This window comes from Streptomyces sp. Isolate_45 (genome assembly GCF_024721315.2).
Taxonomy (GTDB): domain Bacteria; phylum Actinomycetota; class Actinomycetes; order Streptomycetales; family Streptomycetaceae; genus Streptomyces.
Window position 1 is genome coordinate 1 of the sequence record NZ_JANFAK020000128.1, and the last position, 23,104, is coordinate 23,104.

The window sequence follows — 23,104 nt, forward strand, 5'->3', positions numbered from 1 at the left end:
GGGGTCGAGCGACCGGCGGCCCCCGCCCCCGCCCCCGCCCCCGCCCCCGCCCCCCCCACCCAACCCCCCCCCCCCCCCCCCCCCCCCCCCCCCCCCCCCCCCCCCCCCCCCCCCCCCCCCCCCCCCCCCCACTACCGCGTCGACTCTCGCGCCCACCGCGTTCTGCTCCGGTACCGTCACCATTCGCGCCGCCCCCGCACCTGTCGCTCCGTGTCGGCCGGGACGGCCGACTCCACGTCGGCCCGGCCGTTTTCGGCCCGACCGTATCTAGAGGCCGGCATCCCTGGCCAGCAGGGCCGCCTGCACCCGGTTGTCGCAGCCCAACTTCGCGAGGATCCGGCTCACGTACGTCTTCACGGTGGCCTCGCTCATGTGCAGCCGCCGGCCCGCGTCCGCGTTGGACAGGCCCTCCCCGAGCAGGGCCAGCACCCCGCGCTCGCGCTCGCTCAGCTCCGCGACGCGCCGCCGGGCGGCCTCTCCCCGGCCCGCGACCCGTCCGGTGGCCAGCTGGTCGACCACGTGTCGGGTCGCCGAGGGGGAGAGGTAGGCGTCCCCGGCGGCGGCCGCCCGGACCGCGCCGATGAGCTCGCCCGGCGCCGAGTCCTTCAGCAGGAACCCCGCGCCGCCCTCGCCGAGCGCCCGCAGCACGTTCTCCTTCTCCCCGAAGGTGGTCAGTATCAGGGCCCGCACGTCCGGTGCGGCCCGTCCCAGCTCGCCCAGCGCGGTCAGTCCGTCCATGACCGGCATCTGGATGTCGAGGAGCATCACGTCGGGTGCGTGGGAGCGGGCGAGTTCCACCGCCTCCCGCCCGTTCGCACCCTCCGCGACGACCTCGATGTCCGGCGCCGAGGTCAGGATCATCCTGATGCCCGCCCGGATCAGTGGCTCGTCGTCAGCGATCACCACTCTGATCACCTTGGCTGTCACCCGCGCTCCTACTGCTTGACCTCGTACGCCTGCTTCTCGACGAGCTTGCCGTCCTTGAAGCAGAACCGGAACACGTCGTCGGTGGACAGGTCGTCCGAGTCGTCCTCCGACAACAGCGCCAGGCACTCCGACCCCTCGGGCCTGGGCGGTCCCTTCCGGTCGAGGCCCGACGTCATGATGCTGTCCCCGGAGGGCAGCCGGTCGCGGACGGCCTTCTCCGTCTCGCCGACGCGCACCGCGTCGTACTCTTCGCCGCTGATCATCGCCTTGTTCGCGGAGCTCACCAACAGCGCCACCCCGGCCCCCATGACGATCACCAGCAGCACGAGCGCCGCGACGGCGATTCCGCAGCCCAGGGCCCAGCCCGCCGGCCGGCTGCGCAAGGGCGTCGCCAGTTCGCGGTCCACCGCCGCCCAGTCGAGGGGCGGTGCCCCCTTGGCCGCCGTCGCCAGGGCCTGCGACCGCTGCCCGAAGTCGTCGGCGACGTCGTCGACGACCCCGGCCGGCTCCGCGCCGTACGGGAGCACCCCGGCCACCCGGAAGCCCCCGCCCTCGGCGGCGGCCGCGTGCACCATGCCGCCGACCAGCCGGGCCCGCTCCCGGAGCCCCGTGAGCCCCTGGCCGCCCGACACCACCTCGCCGACCCCGGAACCGGCCGCGGGCCCGTTGGCGATCTCCACCACCAGGGAGTCGTCCTCGTACCGCAGTTCCACGGTGATCGCGGCCCCCGGAGCGTGCTTGTAGGCGTTGGTCAGCCCCTCCTGCACGATCCTGTACGCGGCGTGGTCGCAGGCCGCCGCAAGGGGACGGGCATGCCCCGCCACCGAGAGCCGTACGTCCGTCCCGGCGCCCCGCGCCGCCTCCACGATGCCGCCGATCCCGGCGACCCCGCGTGCGGCGGGCTGCGCCTCCTCCACGGGCAGCGGCGCCTCCACCCCGTCCCGCAGGATGCCGACGACCTCCCGCAGTTCGTGCATCGCCGCCACCGAGGCCTGCCGCAGCACCCCCACGGCCTCGCGCTGCCGGTCGGTGATCGCGGGATCGACCTCCAGGGCGCCGGTGTGCACCGAGATCAGCGCGAGCTGATGGCCCAGGCTGTCGTGCATGTCCTGGGCGATCCGCTGCCGCTCCCGCAGCCGGGCCTGCCCGGCCACCATCGTCCGCTCGCGCACGAGCTGGGCGTTGCGTTCCTGGAGGGCGCTCAGCAGGGTCCGGCGCTGGTGCCAGTAGCGGCTGGCCAGCCCCGGCATGACCGTCGACGCCAGGAACATCAGCGTGGAGAACACGATCACCAGCAGAGGGCGCAGCTGCGACCCCTGGTCGATGAGGCTGATGCCCACTTCCGCGACGAAGGCGACGACGAAGACGCCCAACGCCCGGCCGACGCCGACGATCCGCCGGCCCGCGGACCAGCCCAACACGATCGTCACGAGGAACACACCCGGCAGCAGCCCACTGGCCGCGGCGCCCACGATCAGGGTCGTCGCGGGCAGGCGCCGTCGCAGCAGGGTCAGGGCGACCACGAGAACGGCGGCCGCCGTCGTCTTCAACACGGAGCTCCGGCTGAGCTCGTCGACCCCCACGCCGAGCAGCGCTATCGCCGCGGCGAGCGTCAGATCCCCCGCCAACGTGCTCCGGGACCAGGGCTCCGGCCCCTTCAGCCAGTCCCAGCCCGCCCGCGCTCTCGCCCTCGTATCCACGCCAGCGACCCTAGACACCCGTCGTCGCTCGCGGCTGCCTCCTTTCGTCGCACCCCACGCGACGAAAGTCGGAAGGTGGACGACCGGCGGCCGGCGGAAGGAGGTTGAGGAGGACCGTGATCCGCGGGGCGAACCCGCCGCCACCGCTCCGTCGCGCCCTCCGCGATGGGAAGAGGCCGATGGCCGACAATGCAGGAAGCCCCGATCCGTATTCCGGATCGAGGCTTCCTCGATGTGGGCGAGGGGGGATTTGAACCCCCACGTCCCGAAGGACACTGGCACCTGAAGCCAGCGCGTCTGCCGTTCCGCCACTCGCCCGAGCAGCTCTCCAGTGGTTCTTCCCTTTCGGGCCGTTCCCCTGGCGACGTCGAAACATTAGCACGTAGGACGGGGTGGAATCACATCGCTTTCCCGGCACCCCCGAGGGCGGACGGGACGGCCCCTCCCGCAGTCCACTCCGGGTGCGGGACACTGTCACCTGAGCACCCCTACGATCCCTTGTGAGGACCAACACTCCTGCGCACGGGACCGAAGGGGAACCAGCCGAATCCGCCACGCGTGGATACGATCAGTAAGCAGTACAGGGCGACAACGACGGAGGAGGTGCCCCATGGGAGTTCTGAAGCGGTTCGAGCAGCGACTCGAAGGTCTGGTGAACGGCACCTTCGCCAAGGTGTTCAAGTCCGAGGTCCAGCCGGTCGAGATCGCCGGAGCCCTCCAGCGGGAGTGCGACAACAACGCGACCATCTGGAACCGCGAGCGGACCGTCGTCCCGAACGACTTCATCGTGGAGCTCAGCGCGGGCGACTACGAGCGCCTGAGTCCCTACTCGGGCCAGCTCGGCGACGAACTCGCGGGCCTCGTCCGCGACTACGCCAAGCAGCAGCGCTACAGCTTCATGGGCCCCATCAAGGTCCATCTGGAGAAGGCGGACGACCTCGACACCGGTCTGTACCGGGTTCGCAGCCGTACGCTGGCTTCCAGTACCTCCCAGGACGGACCACAGGGCGGACAGCAGGGACAACAGGGCGGCTACGGCTACCCGCCGGTCGCCGCCCCGCCCATGCCCGCCGGACCGCCTCCGGGCGGACCCGGCAACCGCCCGGGCCCGGGCGGATCGGCTCCCACCGGCGCCCCGGGCACCACGCGCCGCTGGATCGAGATCAATGGCACACGCCACCAGATCTCGCGCTCCACGCTCGTACTCGGCCGAAGCACCGAGGCCGATGTGCGGATCGACGACCCCGGCGTATCGCGCCGGCACTGTGAGATCCGGACCGGAACACCCCCGACGATCCAGGATCTCGGGTCCACCAACGGCATCGTGGTGGACGGACAACACACCACCCGCGCTACGCTCCGCGACGGCTCGCGGATCGTCGTGGGTAGCACCACCATCATTTACCGGCAAGCCGAAGGGTGAAGCGGGGGCAATGTCAGAGCTGACCCTGACGGTCATGCGGTTGGGTTTCCTGGCCGTTCTGTGGCTGTTCGTCATCGTGGCCGTTCAGGTCATCCGCAGCGACCTGTTCGGCACGAGAGTGACGCAACGCGGCTCGCGCCGCGGCGGCGCCACCAGTGCGCCGCAGCAGACCGGGCGGCAGTCCGCGCCACCCCAGCAGCGCCAGCGCCGGGGTGCGCCGACCAAACTCGTCGTCTCCGAAGGCACCCTCACGGGCACCACGGTGGCCCTCGCCGGCCAGACGATCACGCTGGGCCGAGCCCACGACTCCACGATCGTGCTGGACGACGACTACGCCTCCAGCAGGCATGCCAGGATCTACCCCGACCGTGACGGCCAGTGGATCGTCGAGGATCTCGGGTCCACCAACGGCACGTATCTCGACCGGACCCGGCTGACCACCCCGACGCCCATTCCGCCGGGCGCCCCGATCCGCATCGGCAAGACCGTCATCGAGCTGCGGAAGTAGTACGAGAATGAGCGAGCGGAGCGAGCGAGCCGCGGCGGTCCGTCCCACCGGGGACACGGACCCGAGCGCGCTCCCGACCGGAGGGTGGGCAGTGTGGCTCGAGACCGGTTGTACCCGGAGGCAGCGTCGACAGGGCAGGTGCGTATGAGTCTGTCCCTGCGGTTCGCCGCCGGATCGCACAAGGGCATGATCCGGGAGGGCAACGAGGACTCCGGCTACGCCGGTCCCCGGCTCCTCGCGATCGCCGACGGCATGGGCGGCCAGGCCGCGGGCGAGGTCGCCAGCTCCGAGGTGATCTCGACCCTCGTCCAGCTCGACGACGACGTCCCGGGCTCCGACATCCTCACCGCGCTCAGCGTGGCCGTGCAGCGGGCCAACGACCAGCTGCGCGTGATGGTCGAGGAGGACCCCCAACTGGAGGGCATGGGCACCACGCTCACCGCCCTCCTGTGGACCGGTCAGCGCCTCGGGCTCGTCCACGTCGGCGACTCGCGCGCCTACCTGCTCCGCGACGGCGTCCTCACCCAGATCACCCAGGACCACACCTGGGTGCAGCGCCTCGTCGACGAGGGACGCATCACCGAAGAGGAAGCCACCACCCACCCGCAGCGCTCGCTCCTCATGCGGGCGCTCGGCAGCGGCGACATCGTGGAGCCCGACCTCTCGATCCGCGAGGTCCGGACCGGTGACCGCTACCTCATCTGCTCCGACGGACTGTCCGGCGTCGTCTCCCACCAGACCATGGAGGAGACCCTCGCCGACTACCACGGCCCGAACGAGACGGTGCAGTCCCTGATCCAGCTGGCCCTGCGCGGCGGCGGTCCGGACAACATCACCTGCATCGTCGCCGACGTCCTCGACACCGACAGCGGCGACACCCTCGCCGCCCAGCTGAACGACACCCCGATCGTCGTCGGCGCGGTCGCCGAGAACCAGCACCAGCTCTTCGACGGCGGCAACGCCATGCAGACCCCGGCCGGGCGCGCCTCGGGCCTCGGCCGTCAGGCCGCTCCGCCCGCCGGTTCCTTCGGCCCTCCCGGCAGCGGCGAGGCCCCGGGCTACGGATACCCCGACCAGAACCCGGGCGGCGGCGGCTACGGCAGCTTCGGCGAACCCGACGCCTACGAAGCCGACGCCCAGTACGAGGACACGTACGACCACCCGCGCAGGCGCCGCAGCAAAGGGCGCAAGTGGACCACCCGGACCCTGATCCTGCTGATCGTGGCCGGTGTCGTCGGTGGCGGGCTGTACGCGGCGCACCGCTGGACGCAGACCCAGTACTACATCGGTGTCAAGGGTGAGCACGTCGCGCTGTATCGCGGCATCAGCCAGAACCTGGCCTGGATCCACCTCTCGAAGGTGGAGACGGATCGCCCCGACATCGAACTGAAGTACCTGCCGTCCTTCAAGCGCAAGCAGGTCGAGGCCACCATCACCGAAGGCAGTCTCGACGGCGCCCGCAAGAAGGTCGACGAGCTCGGCACCCAGGTCGCCGCCTGCAAGAAGGACGAGGCCCGCCGCGCCGCCGAGGCGCAGAACAACCAGACGCCCGGCCCCGTTCTGACTCCCGCGGAGCAGACGATGGCCGGTCTGTGCGAAAAGCAGTAGAGATACGCGGGCACAGGGGGCCCGCCACACCATGAGCGTTGTCACCAACACGACCACCATCGGCGCCATCGAGGCGCCGAGCCGGCGGAACACCGAGCTCCTGCTGCTCGTCTTCGCCGTGGTCATCCCGATCTTCGCGTACGCCAACGTCGGCCTGGCGGTCCACGGCGAGTTCCCGCCGGGCATGCTGCTGTACGGGCTCGGCCTGGGCGTGCTCGCCGGCATCGCCCACTTCATCGTGCGCCGCTACGCGAAGTACGCCGATCCGCTGCTGCTGCCGATCGCCACACTGCTCAACGGTCTGGGCCTCGTCCTCATCTGGCGGCTCGACCAGTCCGAGCGGCTGCAGAAGCTCGCGAAGCGCAACTTCGGCGCCTTCTCGGAGTCCGCGCCGCGGCAGATGATGTACACGGCGCTGGCCATCGCCCTGTTCGCCGTGGTGCTGCTGGTCCTCAAGGACCACCGCGTGCTCCAGCGGTTCACGTACATCTCCATGGCGAGCGCCCTGGTCCTGCTGATCCTGCCGGTCATCCCCGGTCTGGGCGCGGACGTCTTCGGCGCCAAGATCTGGATCAGCGTCGGCGGCTTCTCCATCCAGCCCGGCGAGTTCGCGAAGATCGTCATCGCGGTGTTCTTCGCGGGCTACCTCATGGTCAAACGCGACGCCCTGGCCCTGGCCAGCCGTCGCTTCATGGGCCTCTACCTGCCGCGCGGGCGCGACCTGGGCCCGATCCTGATGATCTGGGCGATGAGCCTGCTCGTCCTCGTCTTCGAGAACGACCTCGGTACCTCGCTGCTGTTCTTCGGCATGTTCGTGATCATGCTGTACGTGGCCACGGAGCGGACCAGCTGGATCGTCATCGGTCTGCTCATGTCGGTCGGCGGCGCCGTGGTCGTCGCCTCCTTCGCCAGCCACGTCCAGGCCCGCGTCAACGCCTGGCTCGACCCCTTCGAGTGCTACGCCAAGTCCGGGGCCTGCGAGCAGGTCGGACAGTCGATCATGAGCTTCGGTTCCGGCGGCGTGCTCGGCACCGGCTGGGGACAGGGCAACTCCGACCTCATCGGCTTCGCCGCGAACTCCGACTTCATCTTCTCCACCGTCGGCGAGGAACTCGGCCTCACCGGCGTCATGGCCTTCCTCCTGCTCTACGGCCTGATCATCGAGCGCGGCGTCCGCACCGCCCTCGCCGCCCGTGACCCCTTCGGCAAGCTCTTCGCCATCGGGCTCTCCGGCGCCTTCGCCCTGCAGATCTTCGTCGTCGCCGGCGGAGTCATGGGCCTCATCCCCCTCACCGGCATGACCATGCCCTTCCTCGCGTCCGGCGGCTCCTCCGTCCTCGCGAACTGGGTGCTCATCGCCATCCTCATCCGGATCAGCGACACCGCACGCCGACCTGCCCCGGCCCCCGCCCCGTCCCCCGACTCCGAGATGACCCAGGTGGTCCGCCCGTCATGAACAAGCCCCTGCGCCGCATCTCGCTGTTCTGCGGGCTGCTCGTCCTCGCGCTGCTGATCCGGACCAACTGGCTGCAGTACGTCCAGGCCGAGGATCTCAGCACCCGCAAGGAGAACCGCCGGGTCCTGATCGCCCAGTACGCCACCGAGCGCGGCAACATCGTCGTCCAGGGCGGGCAGCCCATCACCGGCTCCGCCGAGACCGACGGCAGCGACTTCAAGTTCAAGCGGACCTACACCGACGGCCCCCTGTGGGCACCCGTCACCGGCTACGCCTCGCAGGTGTTCGGCTCCACCCAGTTGGAGAACATCGAGGACGGCATCCTCACCGGCAACGACGACCGGCTGTTCTTCGACCGCACCATCGGCATGTTCACCGGTGAGAAGAAGCAGGGCGGCAACGTCGTCACCACCCTGAACACCGCCGCCCAGAAGGCCGCCTTCAACGGCCTCGGCAACCGCAAGGGCGCCGTCGCCGCCATCGACCCGCGCACCGGCGCCATCCTGGCCCTGGCGAGCACCCCGTCGTACGACCCGTCCAGCTTCGCCGGGTTCTCCGAGGCCGACGGCAAGGCCTGGAACGACCTGAACGCCAGCCCGGACAAGAACCTGGTCAACCGCGCCCTGCGCGAGACCTACCCGCCGGGTTCCACCTTCAAGGTGGTCACCGCCGCCGCCGCGCTGGAGAACAACGTCGTCACCGACGTCAACGCGCCGACCGACACCCCCGAGCCGTACATCCTGCCCGGCACCCGCACGCCCATGGTCAACCACGCCAAGGGTTGCGAGAAGGCCAGCCTCAACTTCGCCCTCGAAGTGTCCTGCAACTCGGTCTTCGCGAACCTGGGCGACAAGGTCACCCGCGACAAGATGGTGCAGACCGCCGAGAAGTTCGGCTTCAACGACACCATCGACACCCCGGTCCGCGCCTTCGCCAGCGTCTACGACAAGACCATGGGCAGGGACGGCAACGCCCAGAGTTCCATCGGCCAGTTCAACACCGCGGCCACCCCCCTGCAGATGGCCATGGTCTCCGCCGCCATCGCCAACGACGGCAAGCTGATGAAGCCGTACATGGTCGACCAGCTGACCGCGCCCAACCTCGACGTGATCGAGAAGCACTCGCCGCAGGAGATGAGCCGGCCCCTCTCCGCCGCGAACGCGCAGAAGCTCCAGCAGATGATGGTCAACGTCGTCGAGAAGGGCACCGGCGGCAACGCCAAGATCAAGGACTTCGTCGTCGGCGGCAAGACCGGTACCGCCCAGCACGGCGAGAAGAACGCCAAGCGCCCCTACGCCTGGTTCATCTCCTACGCGGAGAACCCCGACGGCACCTCGCCCGTCGCGGTCGCCGTCGTCATCGAGGACAGCGGCGCCGACCGCGAGGACATCAGCGGCGGCGGTCAGGCGGCTCCCGTCGCCAAGGCCGTCATGGAAGCCGTGCTGAAGAACAAGGGATGACAACCGGGGGCAGGGTCCGAGCGCTCGGTACCGGTCCGATATCAGCCTGTGGTCACGAACGGATCACCGACGATCGGCCGGTAGCCTTGCCGCGAACAGCACACCGCCGGACCACACACGGGTGCGGTCGGGACTGACGGAGAGGGCTGCAAACGTTATGGAAGAGCCGCGTCGCCTCGGCGGCCGGTACGAGCTGAGCCACGTGCTCGGCCGTGGTGGCATGGCCGAGGTCTACCTCGGTCACGACACCCGGCTCGGCCGTACCGTCGCCGTCAAGACCCTGCGCGCCGACCTCGCCCGCGACCCGTCCTTCCAGGCCCGGTTCCGCCGCGAGGCCCAGTCGGCCGCGTCGCTCAACCACCCGGCGATCGTCGCCGTCTACGACACCGGCGAGGACTACGTCGACAACATCTCCATCCCGTACATCGTGATGGAGTACGTCGACGGCTCGACCCTGCGCGAGCTGCTGCACTCCGGTCGCAAGCTGCTGCCGGAGCGCACCCTGGAGATGTGCATCGGCATCCTCCAGGCCCTGGAGTACTCGCACCGTGCCGGCATCGTGCACCGCGACATCAAGCCCGCCAACGTGATGCTGACCCGGACCGGACAGGTCAAGGTCATGGACTTCGGCATCGCCCGCGCCATGGGCGACTCCGGCATGACGATGACGCAGACGGCCGCCGTGATCGGCACCGCCCAGTACCTCTCCCCGGAGCAGGCCAAGGGCGAGCAGGTCGACGCGCGCTCCGACCTCTACTCCGCGGGCTGCCTGCTGTACGAGCTGCTGTGCGTCCGGCCGCCGTTCGTCGGGGACTCCCCGGTGGCCGTGGCCTACCAGCACGTCCGCGAGGAGCCCCAGCCCCCGTCGAACTTCGACCCCGAGATCACGCCCACGATGGACGCCATCGTCCTGAAGGCACTGGTCAAGGACCCCGACTACCGCTACCAGTCCGCGGACGAGATGCGGGCCGACATCGAGGCCTGCCTCGAAGGCCAGCCCGTCGCCGCCACCGCGTCCATGGGCGCGGCCGGGTACGGCTACCCGGACCAGGGCGGATACGGACACCAGGGCTACGACCAGCCCACCACCGCCCTGCGCTCCCCCGACTCCGGCCAGACCTCGATGCTCCCGCCGATGCCCCCGGGCGACAACGGTTACGGGGACCAGGGACACGGCGGCGGGTACGACCAGGGCGGTCACGGCCGCCGCCAGAAGAAGAGCCGTGCCTCCACGATCCTGCTCGTCCTCGCCGGGGTCCTGGTCCTGGTCGGCGCGATCCTGATCGGCCAGGCCCTCTTCAACAAGACCGCCGACAACCGGGCCACCGTGCCCAAGTTCATCGGCGAGACCCTCGAATCGGCGCAGGGTCGTGCCCCGAACGCGGGCCTCAAGGTGGTCAAGGCGGGCGACGAGCCCTGCGACAACCAGCCGAAGGGCAACATCTGCTCGCAGGATCCGGCGCCCGACGTGAAGGTCGACAAGGGCTCCGAGGTCAAGGTGAAGGTCTCCTCGGGCGCCCCCAAGGTCCCGGTGATCGACGTGCTGCGCATGAAGTTCGAGCTCGCCGAGTCCACGCTGAAGGACAAGAAATTCCAGGTCGAGAAGGAACTCAAGGAGTCCGACTCCAGCCCTGGCATCGTCCTGGAGCAGAACCCCAAGAGCGGGACCGAGGCCGAGAAGGGCTCGGTCATCAAGCTGATCGTCTCCAAGGAGATCTCCAAGGGCACCGTTCCCGACCTGACGGGAAAGACCAAGGAAGAAGCGATCAAGGCGCTCACGGCCGCCAAGCTCAAGCTCGGCAGCACCACCGAGGTCGACCGGCCCGGCGCCGCGCCCAAGACGATCGTCGATCAGCAGTACCCGCCGGGTGAGCAGCTCGCCAAGGACACCCCGGTCAACGTCAGCATCGCCAAGGCGGCCGCTGCGCCGACCCCGGTGCCGCTGCTCTTCGGCCGGACCGTGGCCCAGGCCAAGGACGACCTCAAGCGGGCCGGCCTGGTCTTCGGGTCGGTCCTGTCCGGCCCGGCGGACGAGAACGCCACGGTCCTGCAGTCCGACCCCACGGCCGGAACCCCGCAGCCGGCGGGCACCGTCATCAACGTCCACACCTCCCCCGGCAGCGGCCAGGGCGGCCAGCAGGGCGGCGGGAACGGCGGTGGCTTCATCGGAGGCCTCGGCGGCCGCTGACCGGCCGCCTCACCCCGTACGAACGAAGGCCCGGCCCCTCTCCACGGAGAGGGGCCGGGCCTGTTTCACGTGAAACGCCCGTTTCACGTGAAACACCGTCCTGCTGCGGCTCAGCGCAGCTCCGCCGGCAGCGTCCGCTTGTCATCCACCTTCTCGGTCCGCACGAGCTCGCCCCACACGATGTACCGGTACTTCGAGGTGTAGACGGGAGTGCACGTGGTCAGCGTGATGTAGCGTCCCGGAGCCGTCCTGCCCGACTCCTTGGGGACCGGGCTGATGACGTCCACGTTGTACTTCGAGGTCTGCCGCAGCTCGGCGAAGACCTTGTACACGTACCAGTTGTCACGGGTCTCGAAGACGATCGCGTCGCCGTTCTTCACCTTGTCGATGTTGTGGAACTTCGCCCCGTGGCCGTCGCGGTGCGCCGCCAACGAGAAGTTGCCCTTGTCGTCCCAGGGCAGGGCGGACTTCACCGGCTCGGTGTAGTAGCCGGCGACCCCGTCGTCCAGGATGTCCGGCGCCGTACCCGGCTTGACCAGTACCTCGCCGTTCTTCATGGCCGGTACGTGCAGGAACCCGATGCCGTCCCCGGTGTCGAGCGCGCCGGGGGCGGCCGGCGCACCGGCGGGCGCCCCTGCGGGCGGCGCGGGGCTCTCCTGCCACAGCTGGCGGATCTCGTCACCGCGCGCCGAGGCCTCACGGTCCGCGAGGACGTTCGTCCACCACAGCGAGTACGCCACGAACAGGGCCAGGACCAGGCCCGTCGTGATCAGGAGCTCCCCCAGCAGGCTCAGGAACCCGGCGATCACGCCGCGGTTTCGGGGCGGCGGTGCGGAGCGGCGGCGGGCACGAGACACTGCGGATTCGTCCTTACGGGCTGTTCAGCGCGGGCGGTGCGCCCTGACTGCGGGGGCGTTCTTCGGTCATCCTGCCCCATACGATCATCCGGTAGGTGCTCGTGAACTCGGGAGTGCAGGTCGTCAGTGTGATGTACCGCCCCGGGCCGGTGAATCCGGAGCCATCGGGCACGGGCTTGATCACGGAGACGTTAGTCGGGGGAGTCTGCGGCAGGATCGAGGTCATCTCGTACGTGTAGAACGCGTCCCGCGTCTCCACGACGATCGGATCCCCCGGCGCCAGCTTGTTGATGTAGCGGAAGGGCTCGCCGTGCGTGTTCCGGTGTCCGGCCACCGCGAAGTTCCCCTGCGGGTCGGACGGCATCGCCGTCTTCAGCGCACCCTCGCCGTAGTGGCCGACCATCCCCCGGTCCAGCACCTTCGGCTTGCTGATGCCCTCCGCGACCGGCACCTTCAGGTCCAGCTTCGGGATGTGGAGGATCGCGAACCCCTGCCCCGGTTCGAAGGCGGCCACCGGGGGCGCCGCTCCCTGGCCGGCCTTCGCCGGGTCCGGGGCGCGTTCCCAGGTCTGCCGCAGGGAGCCGGCGGCCCCGTCCGCGGTCCGCTGCGCCAGCAGGTTCGTGTACCAGAGCTGGTAGGTGACGAACAGCAGCATCACCAGGCCGACGGTGATGAACAGCTCACCGACCGCCCGGCTCAGCACCACGACCGGTCCCCCGGAGCGCGGGCGGGCGCGCCTGCGGCCCCGCCCGCCCCGTCGGCGCGCCCGTGCGTGCGAGCGCTTCGCGGCCTCCTGAGCGGCCCTGCGCCGCGCGGCCCGGCCCTCGGTGGGCGCGGACGGCGCGACCGTCGTCACGCGACGGCCTTGCCCACCACCGGGGCCAGCCCCACCGAGCGCTCGACGGCTCCCGCGTCCCCACAGCGGATCAGCCAGTTCGCGAGCATCCGGTGACCCCATTCGGTCAGTACCGACTCGGGGTGGAACTGCACGCCCTCGACGTCGTGCTCCCGGTGCCGCAGGCCCATGATGATCCCGTCCTCGGTGCGCGCCGTGACCTCCAGCGCGTCGGGGAGGGTGAGGGGCTCGGCCGCGAGCGAGTGGTAGCGGGTGGCGGTGAAGGGGGAGGGCAGCCCGGCGAAGACGCCCAGTCCCTCGTGCACCACGGGCGAGGTCTTGCCGTGCAGCAGCTCGGGGGCCCGGCCCACCACGCCGCCGTAGGCGACCGCCATCGACTGCATGCCGAGGCAGACCCCGAACACCGGGACGCCGGTGTCGGCGCAGTGGCGGACCATGTCGACGCAGACGCCCGCCTCCTCGGGGGTGCCCGGTCCGGGGGAGAGGAGAACGCCGTCGAAGCCGTCCTGTGCGTGGGAGAGTTCGACCTCGTCGTTGCGCAGCACCTCGCATTCGGCGCCGAGCTGGTAGAGGTACTGGACCAGATTGAAGACAAAGCTGTCGTAGTTGTCGACAACCAGAATGCGCGCGCTCACGGAGTGGCTCCCGATCCCTCGTCCACCGTCACATCGTTGAACGGAAGGAGCGGCTCGGCCCACGGGAAGACGTACTGGAACAGCACGTACACCACCGCCAGGACCAGTACGAGTGAGATCAGCGCGCGCAGCCACGCGTTGCCCGGCAGGTGCCGCCAGATCCAGCCGTACATTCCGTCCGCGTCCCTTTCGCTCCACGCACCGCAGGGGCGGTACCGCAACAGCCTAAAGGGCAGCGGCCCCGCGGGGTGGGTCACCTGGGCGATCCTTCCGCTCGGGTGGGCTCCGCGGACCGCGTACCCGTGAGTTCGGCCCAGATGACGAGACGGTGGCTGTGGCCCCATTCCGGCTCGCAGGTGGTCAGCGTCAGGTACTTGCCGGGGGTGGTGAAGGGGGACTTCTCCGGCAGCGCGTCGACGACTCCCGTCTCGGTGGGCAGGACGCGCAGGGCCGGCGCGCGGACCGTGTACGTGTACCGGTGCGTGGCGTCCCGGACCTCCACGGTGTCTCCCGGCCGCAGCATCGGGATGTCCTTGAAGGGGTCGCCGTACGTCCGCCGGTGCCCGGCGACCGCGAAGTTCCCGGTCCCGCCGGGCCGGGCCGAGCCGCTGTAGTGACCGAGGCCCTTCTTCAGCAGCTCCGGATCCGTACCCTCCAGGACGGGCTTGGTCCAGCCGGCACCGAAGCGCGGGATGGTCATCTCGGCGAAGGGCCGGCCCGTCGGGTAGGGGGTGGGCGCTGCCGGGTCCGTCGCGGGGGCCGCGGTGGGCGCCCCGGGCCGCTGGGAGGGCGGGGACGGGGTCGAGGGGCCCCCGGGAGCGGCGGCGGCCCAGCCGGCGCGCAGCCGGTCCCGTTCGCCGTCCATGGCCCGGTCGGCCTTCACCCCGGTCCACAGCAGCACGTAGGCGACGAAGAGCACGATGAGCGTGCCGACCGTCAGGCACACCTCGCTGAACGTCCGTACCACCAGGCGCAGTACGACGTCAGGGCGCGGCGGACTCCAGCGGCTTCGCATAGTGGAGGTCCACTGTGCCGGAGTAGCCGGGCAGTGTCAGCTTCTTCTCCTCGTCCACTTTCCAGCCCAGCCCGTAGGCGTTGACGTACAGCTGGTAGTTCTGCAGGGCGGGGGAGTCCGCGAGGGCCTTGCGCAACGCGCCCGGGTCGCCGACCGCCGACACCTTGTAGGGGGGCGAGTAGACGCGGCCCTGCAGGATGAGCGTGTTGCCCACGCAGCGCACCGCGCTGGTGGAGATCAGCCGCTGTCCCATGACCTCGATGCCCTCGGCTCCACCCAGCCAGAGCGCGTTCACCACGGCCTGGAGGTCCTGCTGGTGGATCACGAGGTCGTTCGGCTGTGGCTCCGGCACGCCCGGGACGCGGGCCGTGGCGTTCGGCGGCGCGTCGTTGAGCGTGACCGTCAGGCCCTTGCCCGAGAGCTCCTCGGTGCCCGAGGCTGTGCGCAGGGCGGCCAGCTTGGCGTCCTCGGCCTTGGTGCTGCCGTCGTCGCGGTCGGCCAGGGCGTCGACCTGGCGGCGCAGTGTCGCGGCGCTCTTCTCCAGCTCGGCGTTGTCGGCGCTGCGCTCGTGGATGAGGTCGGACAGCTTCAGCAGAGACGCGTCCGTGCGGATGTTCGTACCCTTGGACGTGTTGAAGCTGGTGACGAAAATGAGGCCGGCCAGGGCGAAAACGGCGGCCGTCAGCAGCCGGACCGGTCTGGCCCGCAGACGGGGACCCGCGGAGGAGTCGTCGGAATTGCTCAACGTACCCTTCTCCTTCAACGCCACAGGTCCACTACGCTAACGGACGCCCGGGGCAGGCAAGGTCCCCCAGCGCATCGACAGGAGAGCCCCTCGTGCCGAAGTCACGTATCCGCAAGAAGGACGACTACACACCGCCGCCGGCGGGGAAGCAGGCGCAGACGATCAGGCTGACGAACCGCAGCTGGGTCGCGCCGGTCATGCTGGCGTTCTTCCTCATCGGTCTCGCGTGGATCGTCGTCTTCTACGTGACCGATACCCAGCTGCCGGTCGAGGCCCTGGGCAACTGGAACATCGTGGTCGGTTTCGGCTTCATCGCAGCGGGGTTCGGCGTCTCCACGCAGTGGAAGTAGTACGCGTCCGGCGCCGTGGCAGGGCGCATCCGGCGCCGGAACGCAAGCTCTCCCCATGAGTTATCCACAGCGTCATCCACACCTGAGGAAAAGACAGAAGATCTGTGGATAACTCTGTGGAGAGTTGACGCCGGTGTGATCAGGTGAGTTCGACCGTCCGGACCAGGATCAGCGCCGCCGCCAGCAGGAACACCGCCGCACACGTACCCCACTGGATGAGTGTGCGCTTCCTGCCCGTGGCCGGGCCGAGCAGGCCCATCGCGACCAGGGCACCGGTCACCAGTCCGCCGATGTGGGCCTGCCAGGACACCGACCAGCTGCCGCCGAACGGTACGAAGGTCACCACGAGCATCAGCACGAGCGTGACCATCACCGGTCGCATCTCGTAGCGCAGCCGGCGGGCGAGGACGACGGTCGCGCCGAGGAGTCCGCAGATGGCGCCGGAGGCGCCGAGGGTCGGGGTGTTCGGCGCGGTCAGCAAGTAGACGAGGGCGCTGCCGCCGAGCCCGGACAGCAGGTAGAGCGCCAGGTAGCGGACGCGGCCCAGGGCCGCCTCCAGCGGGCCGCCGATCACCCACAGGGCCAGCATGTTGCCGATGATGTGCCACCACTCGACGTGCAGGAACACCGAGGTCAACAGCCGGTGGTACTGCCCGGTGGCGACCCCTTCGACGGGCGCCCCGTAGTACTCGACGTAGCGGCCCAGCAGCTCCAGATGGATGGCCAGCCCCGGAACCAGGAACGCCGCGAGGAACACGGCCGCGTTGATCCCGATCAGGACCTTGGTGACGAGTACGGGATCGGCGGCGACGACCCCGCCCGCGATGGTGCGCGGGGCATTGGCCGTGGCCGCGTGCCCCGTCCCCGAGCCGTCGCGCACGCACTCGGGGCACTGGAAGCCCACCGAGGCGCTGATCATGCACTCCGGGCAGATCGGGCGTTCACAGCGGGTGCAGGTGATGCCCGTGTCGCGGTCCGGGTGTCGGTAGCAGCCCGGCAGACGGTCGGTGTCCATCGGTCCCCTCGATCGGCGGCGGGACAGCGGCGCCCCGCCGGTCCGGTACACAACCAGGACGGACGGGCGGGGCGGAAAGGTTCCCGGGGTCCGGGTCGGGGAGGCGGTCAGCCCTTGTCGAGGCTCGTGCCGCGCTTCTCGATGACGACGGACTGGATGATCACGTCGTCGAGCGGCCGCTCGGTGCGCGGGTTGGTCGCGCCGGACGCGATCTCGTCCACGACCTTGCGAGCCGCCGCGCCGCTGACCTCGCCGAAGATGGTGTGCTTGCGGGTCAGCCAGGCGGTCGGGGCGACCGTGATGAAGAACTGGGAGCCGTTGGTGCCCGGCCCGGCGTTGGCCATGGCGAGCAGGTAGGGCTTGGTGAAGGCCAGGTCCGGGTGGAACTCGTCGGCGAACTGGTAGCCGGGGCCGCCGGTGCCGTTGCCGAGCGGGTCGCCGCCCTGGATCATGAAGCCGCTGATGACGCGGTGGAAGACGGTGCCGTCGTAGAGCGGTGCCGTGGTCTTCTGGCCGTCCGTGGGACGGGTCCACTCGCGGGCGCCGGTGGCGAGTTCCACGAAGTTGCGGACGGTCTTCGGGGCGAAGTTCGGCAGCAGCTCGATCTCGATGTCGCCGTGGTTGGTCTTCAGGGTGGCGTAGAGCTTCTCGGCCACGAGCCTGCCTTCCATAGTCATCACTGTCGGTCCCGATCCTCCCACGGAGGGCAGCGCCGCACAGAAATCCTCCACCCGTATGCCCTGTCACGCATGCCCGGCGGTGTCAGGGCAGGCATGATCCGACAAAGGGTGGAAAGGTGAACTGTGTCCGCCACCGAGGAGGAGAATCCCGTGACCCGCAAGGACAGCGTGCGCCTGGCCGCCGAAAGCGCCAGGGATACCGTCCGGCACGCAGCGGAAGTGGTGGCGCCGTACGCAGAAACCGCCAAGGGCGCGGCTGTGCACTACGCGCACGAGGCGAATGAGCGACTGGCGCCGATGGTGTCGAACGCGGCCAACGAGGCCGCGCGGCAGGCCCGTACGACGTACGACAGTCATGTGCATCCACGCCTGAGGCAGGCGCGGACCCACGTACCGCCGGGTGTGGACCGGGCGGCGACGCAGGCGGTGGTCTCCACGCGCCACGCGGCGCGGCAGGCCGCCGACTACACCCAGCCGAGGATCGAGAGCGCCATCGCGGCCGCCACGCCCGTGGCGGAGGAGGCCGCTTCCCGGTCGACGGCCGCCTTCGCGGCGCTGCGCGGCCAGGTGTCGGCGAAGGAGGTCCACAAGCTGGTGCGTCGCCACGAGCGGCGCGCGAAGTGCGGCCGGGCGGCGCGCGGCGTGGCGCTGGTCGGTGTGCTGGCCCTGGGCGCCTTCGTGGCGTGGAAGTGGTGGGACCGGCAGTCCAACCCGGACTGGCTCGTGGAGCCCCCGGCGGCCACCGAGCTGTCGGACCGCGACGCCGGCCCGACCGCTTTCGACGAGGAACTGGCGCAGAAGGAGCGTGAGGCGGGGGCGGGCCCGGAGGGCTCCCCCGACAAGCAGCTCTGACGGGCGGCTCCGTCGGAGCGGCTCCCCGCCGGGTGCGGCTCCGAGGAACGGCGGTACACGGGAAGGGGCCCGGATCCACCAGGATCCGGGCCCCTTCCCGTGTACCGCCGTTTCCCGTACCGGCCGGTGTCAGCCCGGCAGGGTGAGGACCATGCCCGGGTGGATGAGGTCCGGGTTGGGGCCGACCACGGCCCGGTTCATGGCGTAGAGCTCGCGCCAGCGGCCCTCGTTGCCGAGCTCGCGGCGGGCGATGGCGGACAGCGAGTCCCCGGCACGGACCGTGTAGGTGCGCTTCGCCGCCGGCTTGGGCGCGGCCGCGGGCTTGGGCGACACCGGAACGGCCTTGTGCGCGGCCGAAGTCGGGCTGGGCGCCGCAGGAGCCCCGGGCGCGGTGCTCCTGGGCGGCGCCGCGGCGGACTTGGGCGTGCCGGCGGGCTTGTGCGCCACGGGCACGGCCTTGTGCGCGGCGGACGTCGGGCTCGGCGCCGCGGGGGCGACGGCCGGCTTCTTCGGCGGCGCGGCCGCGGCCATCCGGTCGGCGGCCGCCTTGGTGGCCGTCGCCGCGTCGGTGTACTTGGATCCGATGTCGGCCGGCGCGTTCGGCGCTGCGGGCGGGGCGGCCGCCGCGGACCGTTGTGCCACCTGTTCCCGCGTCTTCTCCGCCTCGTGTTCCTTCTTCTTGTCGGACTTCAGGAAATCGAAGAGTCCCATGTGCGTGCGCCTCCGGCGTGTGTGGCCCCCTGGCTCGGTGCCTGCCACCCACTCTCGGACACGCCGGGCCCCGTGGCCCTGTGACTGGGCCGTACGAGGGACATCCGCGAGCCGCTACTGACGGGCGCGGCGGGCCGGACGGGGGCTCTCGGACGGGGTGTCCAGGGCGCCCCCGACGAGCAGCCTCAGCCCGCGCAGGAGGGCTTCGCGGTCGGTCGCGGAGAGGGACCCGAGGGCCTCGGAGTGCACGCGGTCGACGATCCGGGTGCTCTCGGCCGCGACGGCCGCGCCCCGTTCGGTGACCGCGATGACACGCGCCCGACGGTCGGTGGCGGAGGGCCTGCGCTCGGCCAGCCCGGCCTTCTCCAGGGCGTCGACGGTGACGACCATCGTCGTCTTGTCCATGTCCCCGATCTCCGCGAGCTGGATCTGCGTGCGCTCCTCCTCCAGGGCGTGCACCAGTACGCAGTGCATCCGGGCGGTGAGGCCGATCCCGTCGAGGGCAGCGGCCATGCGGGTGCGCAGGACGTGGCTGGTGTGGTCCAGGAGGAAGGAGAGGTCGGGCTCGGTCCGGGCGGGCGCCATCGCAGTCATGGATCCAGGGTACAACTCGATCCGAAAAATATAGTCTGCAACAAAACCATCTGCTACGGTCTCACCATTCGCCGAGCCCCGCACCCCTCCCACGACCGGAGACTCCGATGCCCGCCACCACCGCCACCACCGCTGCGCCCGCCGCGCCCGCCGCACCACGCACCACCCCCGCCGACCGCCTCCGCTCCCGCTGGACCGCCCTCGCCGTGCTCTCCACCGGCATGCTGATGACGGTCCTCGACGGCAGCATCGTCACCGTGGCGATGCCCGCCATCCAGAACGACCTCGGCTTCACCCCCGCCGGCCTCAGCTGGGTCGTGAACGCCTACCTGATCGCCTTCGGCAGCTTCCTGTTGCTGGCCGGCCGGCTCGGCGACCTGATCGGCCGCAAGCGGATGTTCCTCGCCGGCACCACCGTCTTCACCGCCGCCTCCCTGCTCGCCGGTTTCGCCGCCTCCCCCGCAATGCTGATCGCCGCCCGCTTCCTCCAGGGCGTCGGCAGCGCGATGGCCTCCGCCGTGAGCCTCGGCATCCTGGTCACCCTCTTCACCGAGCCCCGCGAACGCGCCCGGGCCATAGCCGTCTTCTCCTTCACCGGTGCGGCCGGGGCCTCACTGGGCCAGGTGCTCGGCGGGGTGCTCACCGACGCCCTCGACTGGCACTGGATCTTCTTCATCAACCTGCCCATCGGAGCCGCCGCGCTCGCCCTGGCCCTGCCCGCGCTGCCCGTCGTACGGGGCCTGGGGCTCCGCGCCGGGGCCGACGTACTGGGCGCCGTCCTGGTCACCTCGGGGCTGATGACCGGGATCTACGCCGTCGTCGAGGTCGAGGCGTACGGATGGACCTCCGCGCGCACCCTCGGGCTCGGGGCCCTCTCGGCCGCCCTGCTGGCCGGCTTCGTCGTCCGGCAGGCCAGGACCGCGAACCCGCTGATGCCGTTGCGGATCTTCCGCTCCCGCACCGTGACCGGCGCGAACCTGGTCCAGATGCTGATGGTGGCCGCGCTGTTCTCCTTCCAGATCCTGGTCGCCCTCCACCTCCAGCGGGTCCAGGGGTACGGCGCCGCCGAGACCGGCCTCGCGATGCTGCCCGCCGCCCTGGCGATCGGCGCCGTATCGCTGGGCGTCTCGGCACGCCTGAACGCCCGGTTCGGCGAGCGGACCGTCCTGCTCGCGGGGCTCGCCCTGCTCGTCGTCGGACTCGGCCTGCTGACCCGGCTGCCCGTCGACGCCGACTACGTCACCGACCTGCTGCCCGTGATGCTGCTGGCCTCCGGCTTCGGACTGGCCCTGCCCGCGCTCACCACCCTCGGGATGTCGGGCGCCGGCGAGGAGGACGCCGGGCTCGCCTCGGGCCTGTTCAACACCACCCAGCAGATCGGAATGGCCCTCGGCGTCGCGGTCCTCTCCACCCTGGCCGCCTCCCGCACCGAGTCGCTGACGGCCGCCGGACACGGCTCAGCCGAAGCCCTGGCCGGCGGCTACCACCTCGGTTTCGGCGTCGGCGCGGCCCTGCTGCTCGTCGCCACGGCACTCGCGGCGACCCTCCTGCGGACGGCCCGACGCCCCTGAGGAGCGCGCGGACCCGCACGCCTCCATCGCGCGAACAGGGCCGCCAACCGGGGCCGTTCGGCCCGGCCCCGCCCCGCCCCGACATACGAAAAAAGGTCCCCTGACCCGCGTTTCCGCAGGTCAGGGGACCTTCAACAGGTGGAGCCTAGGAGATTCGAACTCCTGACATCTGCCTTGCAAAGGCAGCGCTCTACCAACTGAGCTAAGGCCCCGTACGACGCAACGCGCCGCTCCCCCGGAAGGGAGTGGTCGTTCCGCAGGACAGAGTACCCGGTGTACCCCCTCATCCCGCAAAATGATAGGGACTCCCGCCCCGCGACCACGCTCCGTAAGATGCTCGCGAGGTTCGCACCAGCGAAGGGGAGTAGTAAGAGTGGACGCAGTACAGCAAGAGGCCACGGCCAGAGCCAGGGAGCTTCAGCGCAGTTGGTACGGGGAGCCGCTCGGCGCGCTGTTCCGACGGCTCATAGATGACCTCGGTCTCAACCAGGCCCGCCTCGCTGCCGTCCTCGGCCTGTCGGCGCCGATGCTGTCCCAGCTGATGAGCGGCCAGCGCGCCAAGATCGGCAACCCGGCCGTCGTCCAGCGGGTCCAGGCCCTTCAGGACCTCGCCGGCCAGGTGGCGGACGGAAGCGTCAGCGCGGGGGAGGCCACGGACCGGATGGACGAGATCAAGAACACCCAGGGGGGCTCCGTCCTCAGCAACAGCGGGCAGACCACGACGAGTTCCGGGGCTCCCACCGTCAAGCGCGTCGTCCGCGAGATCCAGTCGCTGCTGCGCTCGGTCTCCGCGGCCGGCGACATCATCGACGCGGCGGACACCCTCGCCCCCAGCCACCCGGAACTGGCAGAGTTCCTCAGGGTGTACGGCGCGGGCCGCACCGCGGAGGCGGTGGCCCACTACGAGGCCCACCAGAACTGACGCACGGGGATGACGGGGGACGGGCACAGCAATGGGTGAGGTCTTCGCCGGCCGGTACGAACTGGTCGACCCGATCGGGCGCGGTGGCGCGGGCGCCGTGTGGCGGGCCTGGGACCACCGGCGGCGCCGCTACGTCGCCGCGAAGGTCCTCCTGCAGAGCGACGCCCACACCCTGCTGCGGTTCGTGCGCGAGCAGGCCCTGCGCATCGACCACCCGCACGTGCTGGCCCCCGCGAGCTGGGCGGCGGACGACGACAAGGTCCTGTTCACCATGGACCTCGTCGGCGGCGGCTCCCTCGCCCATGTGATCGGGGACTACGGCCCGTTGCCGCCCCGGTTCGTGTGCGCGCTGCTCGACCAGCTCCTCTCGGGGCTGGCGGCGGTGCACGCGGAGGGCATCGTCCACCGCGACATCAAACCGGCCAACATCCTGATGGAGGCCACCGGAACCGGGCGGCCGCACCTGCGGCTGTCCGACTTCGGCATCTCGATGCGCAAGGGCGAGCCCCGACTGACCGAGACCAACTACGTCGTCGGCACGCCCGGTTACTTCGCCCCGGAACAACTGATGGGCGCCGAGCCCGACTTCCCCGCCGACCTCTACGCGGTCGGCCTGGTCGCCCTCTACCTGCTGCAGGGCCGCAAGCCCGATTCGCAGGCCCTGGTCGAACACTTCCTGGCCCACGGCACCCCGGACGCCCCCGAGGGCGTCCCCGCGCCGCTGTGGGACGTCGTCGCGAACCTCCTGCAACCCGACCCCGGGGCGCGGTTCCGGACGGCCACGGGGGCCCGCAAGGCCCTCGCCGAGGCCGTCGAGCTGCTGCCGGCGCCCTCCCCCGAGCCGGATCCGGTGGAGGTGTTCGACCAACTCGGCCCGCTCCCCGCCGGTTTCGACCCCCAGGGCCCCCAGAGCCCCACCGGCACCACGCCCACCGGAGCCCCCACGGGCCCCCAGGCGGCCCAGGAGCCGTCCGCGGCGACCACCACGCCCTCCGGGCCCGCGACGGGCCCCACGGCCGCGCCGGTGCCCG

The 23,104-nt window shown here is 70.7% G+C and carries 22 protein-coding genes, 2 tRNA genes and 1 pseudogene; 11 read left to right on the plus strand and 14 right to left on the minus strand.

What is annotated here, in order from left to right:
• Positions 1 to 267: 267 nt before the first annotated feature.
• The 3 genes from NOD94_RS30775 to NOD94_RS30785 all read right to left on the minus strand — a co-directional run bounded on the left by NOD94_RS30775 (position 268) and on the right by NOD94_RS30785 (position 2,945).
• Entirely contained in the window at positions 268 to 915 is a 648-nt protein-coding gene (locus NOD94_RS30775; protein ID WP_281209460.1) for a response regulator transcription factor, read from the minus strand.
• A gap of 20 nt (positions 916 to 935) precedes the next feature.
• A complete protein-coding gene (locus NOD94_RS30780; RefSeq protein WP_281209442.1) occupies positions 936 to 2,627 on the minus strand; it encodes a histidine kinase in 1,692 nt (563 codons plus the stop codon).
• Positions 2,628 to 2,862: 235 nt separating this feature from the next.
• Positions 2,863 to 2,945, minus strand: a tRNA-Leu gene (locus tag NOD94_RS30785).
• A 292-nt stretch (positions 2,946 to 3,237) separates the two neighbouring features.
• Here NOD94_RS30785 and NOD94_RS30790 point away from each other — a divergent pair.
• The 6 genes from NOD94_RS30790 to pknB all read left to right on the plus strand — a co-directional run bounded on the left by NOD94_RS30790 (position 3,238) and on the right by pknB (position 11,270).
• Positions 3,238 to 4,050 carry a DUF3662 and FHA domain-containing protein gene (locus tag NOD94_RS30790; RefSeq protein ID WP_281209443.1) on the plus strand — a complete coding sequence of 271 codons (813 nt, stop codon included), beginning with the start codon at positions 3,238 to 3,240 and terminating at the stop codon, positions 4,048 to 4,050.
• A 10-nt stretch (positions 4,051 to 4,060) separates the two neighbouring features.
• A complete protein-coding gene (locus NOD94_RS30795; RefSeq protein WP_266575716.1) occupies positions 4,061 to 4,558 on the plus strand; it encodes an FHA domain-containing protein in 498 nt (165 codons plus the stop codon).
• A gap of 144 nt (positions 4,559 to 4,702) precedes the next feature.
• Positions 4,703 to 6,166 carry a PP2C family serine/threonine-protein phosphatase gene (locus tag NOD94_RS30800; protein ID WP_281209444.1) on the plus strand — a complete coding sequence of 488 codons (1,464 nt, stop codon included), beginning with the start codon at positions 4,703 to 4,705 and terminating at the stop codon, positions 6,164 to 6,166.
• Positions 6,167 to 6,197: 31 nt separating this feature from the next.
• Complete coding sequence (locus tag NOD94_RS30805; protein WP_281209445.1) at positions 6,198 to 7,622, plus strand: FtsW/RodA/SpoVE family cell cycle protein; 1,425 nt, start codon at positions 6,198 to 6,200, stop codon at positions 7,620 to 7,622.
• Entirely contained in the window at positions 7,619 to 9,082 is a 1,464-nt protein-coding gene (locus NOD94_RS30810; RefSeq protein ID WP_281209446.1) for a penicillin-binding protein 2, read from the plus strand. Before NOD94_RS30805 ends, NOD94_RS30810 begins: the two co-directional genes overlap by 4 nt.
• 157 nt (positions 9,083 to 9,239) lie before the next feature.
• Entirely contained in the window at positions 9,240 to 11,270 is a 2,031-nt protein-coding gene (gene pknB / locus NOD94_RS30815) for a Stk1 family PASTA domain-containing Ser/Thr kinase (protein WP_281209447.1), read from the plus strand.
• 110 nt (positions 11,271 to 11,380) lie between these two features.
• On the opposite strand, the gene NOD94_RS30820 is transcribed toward pknB, so the two are convergent.
• The 6 genes and pseudogenes from NOD94_RS30820 to NOD94_RS30845 form a co-directional block, all read right to left on the minus strand.
• Positions 11,381 to 12,127, minus strand: coding sequence for a class E sortase (locus NOD94_RS30820; protein WP_281209448.1), 747 nt, complete (start codon positions 12,125 to 12,127; stop codon positions 11,381 to 11,383).
• A gap of 13 nt (positions 12,128 to 12,140) precedes the next feature.
• Positions 12,141 to 12,839, minus strand: a pseudogene (locus tag NOD94_RS30825) (class E sortase); the annotation flags it as partial.
• A 140-nt stretch (positions 12,840 to 12,979) separates the two neighbouring features.
• Complete coding sequence (locus tag NOD94_RS30830; RefSeq protein WP_281209449.1) at positions 12,980 to 13,618, minus strand: aminodeoxychorismate/anthranilate synthase component II; 639 nt, start codon at positions 13,616 to 13,618, stop codon at positions 12,980 to 12,982.
• Entirely contained in the window at positions 13,615 to 13,875 is a 261-nt protein-coding gene (locus tag NOD94_RS30835; protein WP_281209462.1) for a hypothetical protein, read from the minus strand. The genes NOD94_RS30830 and NOD94_RS30835 overlap by 4 nt, the downstream gene beginning before the upstream one ends.
• Positions 13,872 to 14,633, minus strand: a complete 762-nt coding sequence (locus NOD94_RS30840) for a class E sortase (protein ID WP_281209450.1) — start codon at positions 14,631 to 14,633, stop codon at positions 13,872 to 13,874. The genes NOD94_RS30835 and NOD94_RS30840 overlap by 4 nt, the downstream gene beginning before the upstream one ends.
• Positions 14,602 to 15,378 carry a DUF881 domain-containing protein gene (locus NOD94_RS30845; protein WP_281209451.1) on the minus strand — a complete coding sequence of 259 codons (777 nt, stop codon included), beginning with the start codon at positions 15,376 to 15,378 and terminating at the stop codon, positions 14,602 to 14,604. Before NOD94_RS30845 ends, NOD94_RS30840 begins: the two co-directional genes overlap by 32 nt.
• Positions 15,379 to 15,470: 92 nt before the next feature.
• Here NOD94_RS30845 and crgA point away from each other — a divergent pair, with 92 nt between their 5' ends.
• On the plus strand, positions 15,471 to 15,728 hold the full coding sequence (crgA, locus tag NOD94_RS30850; protein ID WP_281209452.1) for a cell division protein CrgA: 258 nt from the start codon (positions 15,471 to 15,473) through the stop codon (positions 15,726 to 15,728).
• 139 nt (positions 15,729 to 15,867) lie between these two features.
• Here the strand turns inward: crgA and NOD94_RS30855 are convergent, their stop codons facing one another.
• Both NOD94_RS30855 and NOD94_RS30860 read right to left on the minus strand, forming a co-directional pair.
• Positions 15,868 to 16,743 carry a rhomboid family intramembrane serine protease gene (locus NOD94_RS30855; protein ID WP_281209453.1) on the minus strand — a complete coding sequence of 292 codons (876 nt, stop codon included), beginning with the start codon at positions 16,741 to 16,743 and terminating at the stop codon, positions 15,868 to 15,870.
• Positions 16,744 to 16,850: 107 nt separating this feature from the next.
• Entirely contained in the window at positions 16,851 to 17,399 is a 549-nt protein-coding gene (locus tag NOD94_RS30860; protein WP_281209461.1) for a peptidylprolyl isomerase, read from the minus strand.
• 174 nt (positions 17,400 to 17,573) lie between these two features.
• Here NOD94_RS30860 and NOD94_RS30865 point away from each other — a divergent pair, with 174 nt between their 5' ends.
• Positions 17,574 to 18,275 carry a DUF5324 family protein gene (locus NOD94_RS30865; protein WP_281209454.1) on the plus strand — a complete coding sequence of 234 codons (702 nt, stop codon included), beginning with the start codon at positions 17,574 to 17,576 and terminating at the stop codon, positions 18,273 to 18,275.
• A 129-nt stretch (positions 18,276 to 18,404) separates the two neighbouring features.
• Here NOD94_RS30865 and NOD94_RS30870 read toward each other — a convergent pair whose 3' ends face one another.
• On the minus strand, positions 18,405 to 18,986 hold the full coding sequence (locus tag NOD94_RS30870; protein WP_281209455.1) for a LysM domain-containing protein: 582 nt from the start codon (positions 18,984 to 18,986) through the stop codon (positions 18,405 to 18,407).
• Between the two features lie 114 nt (positions 18,987 to 19,100).
• Positions 19,101 to 19,580: a MarR family transcriptional regulator gene (locus NOD94_RS30875; protein WP_281209456.1), complete on the minus strand. Its 480-nt coding sequence runs from the start codon at positions 19,578 to 19,580 to the stop codon at positions 19,101 to 19,103.
• A gap of 107 nt (positions 19,581 to 19,687) precedes the next feature.
• On the opposite strand from NOD94_RS30875, the gene NOD94_RS30880 reads away from it, so the two are divergent.
• Positions 19,688 to 21,151 carry an MFS transporter gene (locus tag NOD94_RS30880; RefSeq protein WP_281209457.1) on the plus strand — a complete coding sequence of 488 codons (1,464 nt, stop codon included), beginning with the start codon at positions 19,688 to 19,690 and terminating at the stop codon, positions 21,149 to 21,151.
• Positions 21,152 to 21,290: 139 nt separating this feature from the next.
• Here NOD94_RS30880 and NOD94_RS30885 read toward each other — a convergent pair.
• Positions 21,291 to 21,363 (minus strand) — tRNA-Ala (locus NOD94_RS30885).
• 161 nt (positions 21,364 to 21,524) lie between these two features.
• On the opposite strand from NOD94_RS30885, the gene NOD94_RS30890 reads away from it, so the two are divergent.
• Positions 21,525 to 22,073 (plus strand): DNA-binding protein, encoded by a 549-nt coding sequence (locus tag NOD94_RS30890; protein WP_281209458.1) that lies wholly within the window; start codon positions 21,525 to 21,527, stop codon positions 22,071 to 22,073.
• A 31-nt stretch (positions 22,074 to 22,104) separates the two neighbouring features.
• The coding region (locus NOD94_RS30895; RefSeq protein ID WP_281209459.1) for a serine/threonine-protein kinase at positions 22,105 to 23,104 on the plus strand (1,000 nt) is incomplete at its 3' end.

Bases quoted from the DNA above. Each gene is read 5' to 3' on its own strand.
- NOD94_RS30790 (WP_281209443.1), top strand. From the start codon at position 3,238: ATGGGAGTTCTGAAGCGGTTCGAGCAGCGACTCGAAGGTCTGGTGAAC.
- NOD94_RS30810 (WP_281209446.1), top strand. From the start codon at position 7,619: ATGAACAAGCCCCTGCGCCGCATCTCGCTGTTCTGCGGGCTGCTCGTC.
- NOD94_RS30875 (WP_281209456.1), bottom strand. From the start codon at position 19,580: ATGACTGCGATGGCGCCCGCCCGGACCGAGCCCGACCTCTCCTTCCTC.
- NOD94_RS30795 (WP_266575716.1), top strand. From the start codon at position 4,061: ATGTCAGAGCTGACCCTGACGGTCATGCGGTTGGGTTTCCTGGCCGTT.
- NOD94_RS30800 (WP_281209444.1), top strand. From the start codon at position 4,703: ATGAGTCTGTCCCTGCGGTTCGCCGCCGGATCGCACAAGGGCATGATC.
- NOD94_RS30805 (WP_281209445.1), top strand. From the start codon at position 6,198: ATGAGCGTTGTCACCAACACGACCACCATCGGCGCCATCGAGGCGCCG.
- pknB (WP_281209447.1), top strand. From the start codon at position 9,240: ATGGAAGAGCCGCGTCGCCTCGGCGGCCGGTACGAGCTGAGCCACGTG.
- NOD94_RS30855 (WP_281209453.1), bottom strand. From the start codon at position 16,743: ATGGACACCGACCGTCTGCCGGGCTGCTACCGACACCCGGACCGCGAC.
- NOD94_RS30870 (WP_281209455.1), bottom strand. From the start codon at position 18,986: ATGGGACTCTTCGATTTCCTGAAGTCCGACAAGAAGAAGGAACACGAG.
- NOD94_RS30840 (WP_281209450.1), bottom strand. From the start codon at position 14,633: ATGCGAAGCCGCTGGAGTCCGCCGCGCCCTGACGTCGTACTGCGCCTG.
- NOD94_RS30880 (WP_281209457.1), top strand. From the start codon at position 19,688: ATGCCCGCCACCACCGCCACCACCGCTGCGCCCGCCGCGCCCGCCGCA.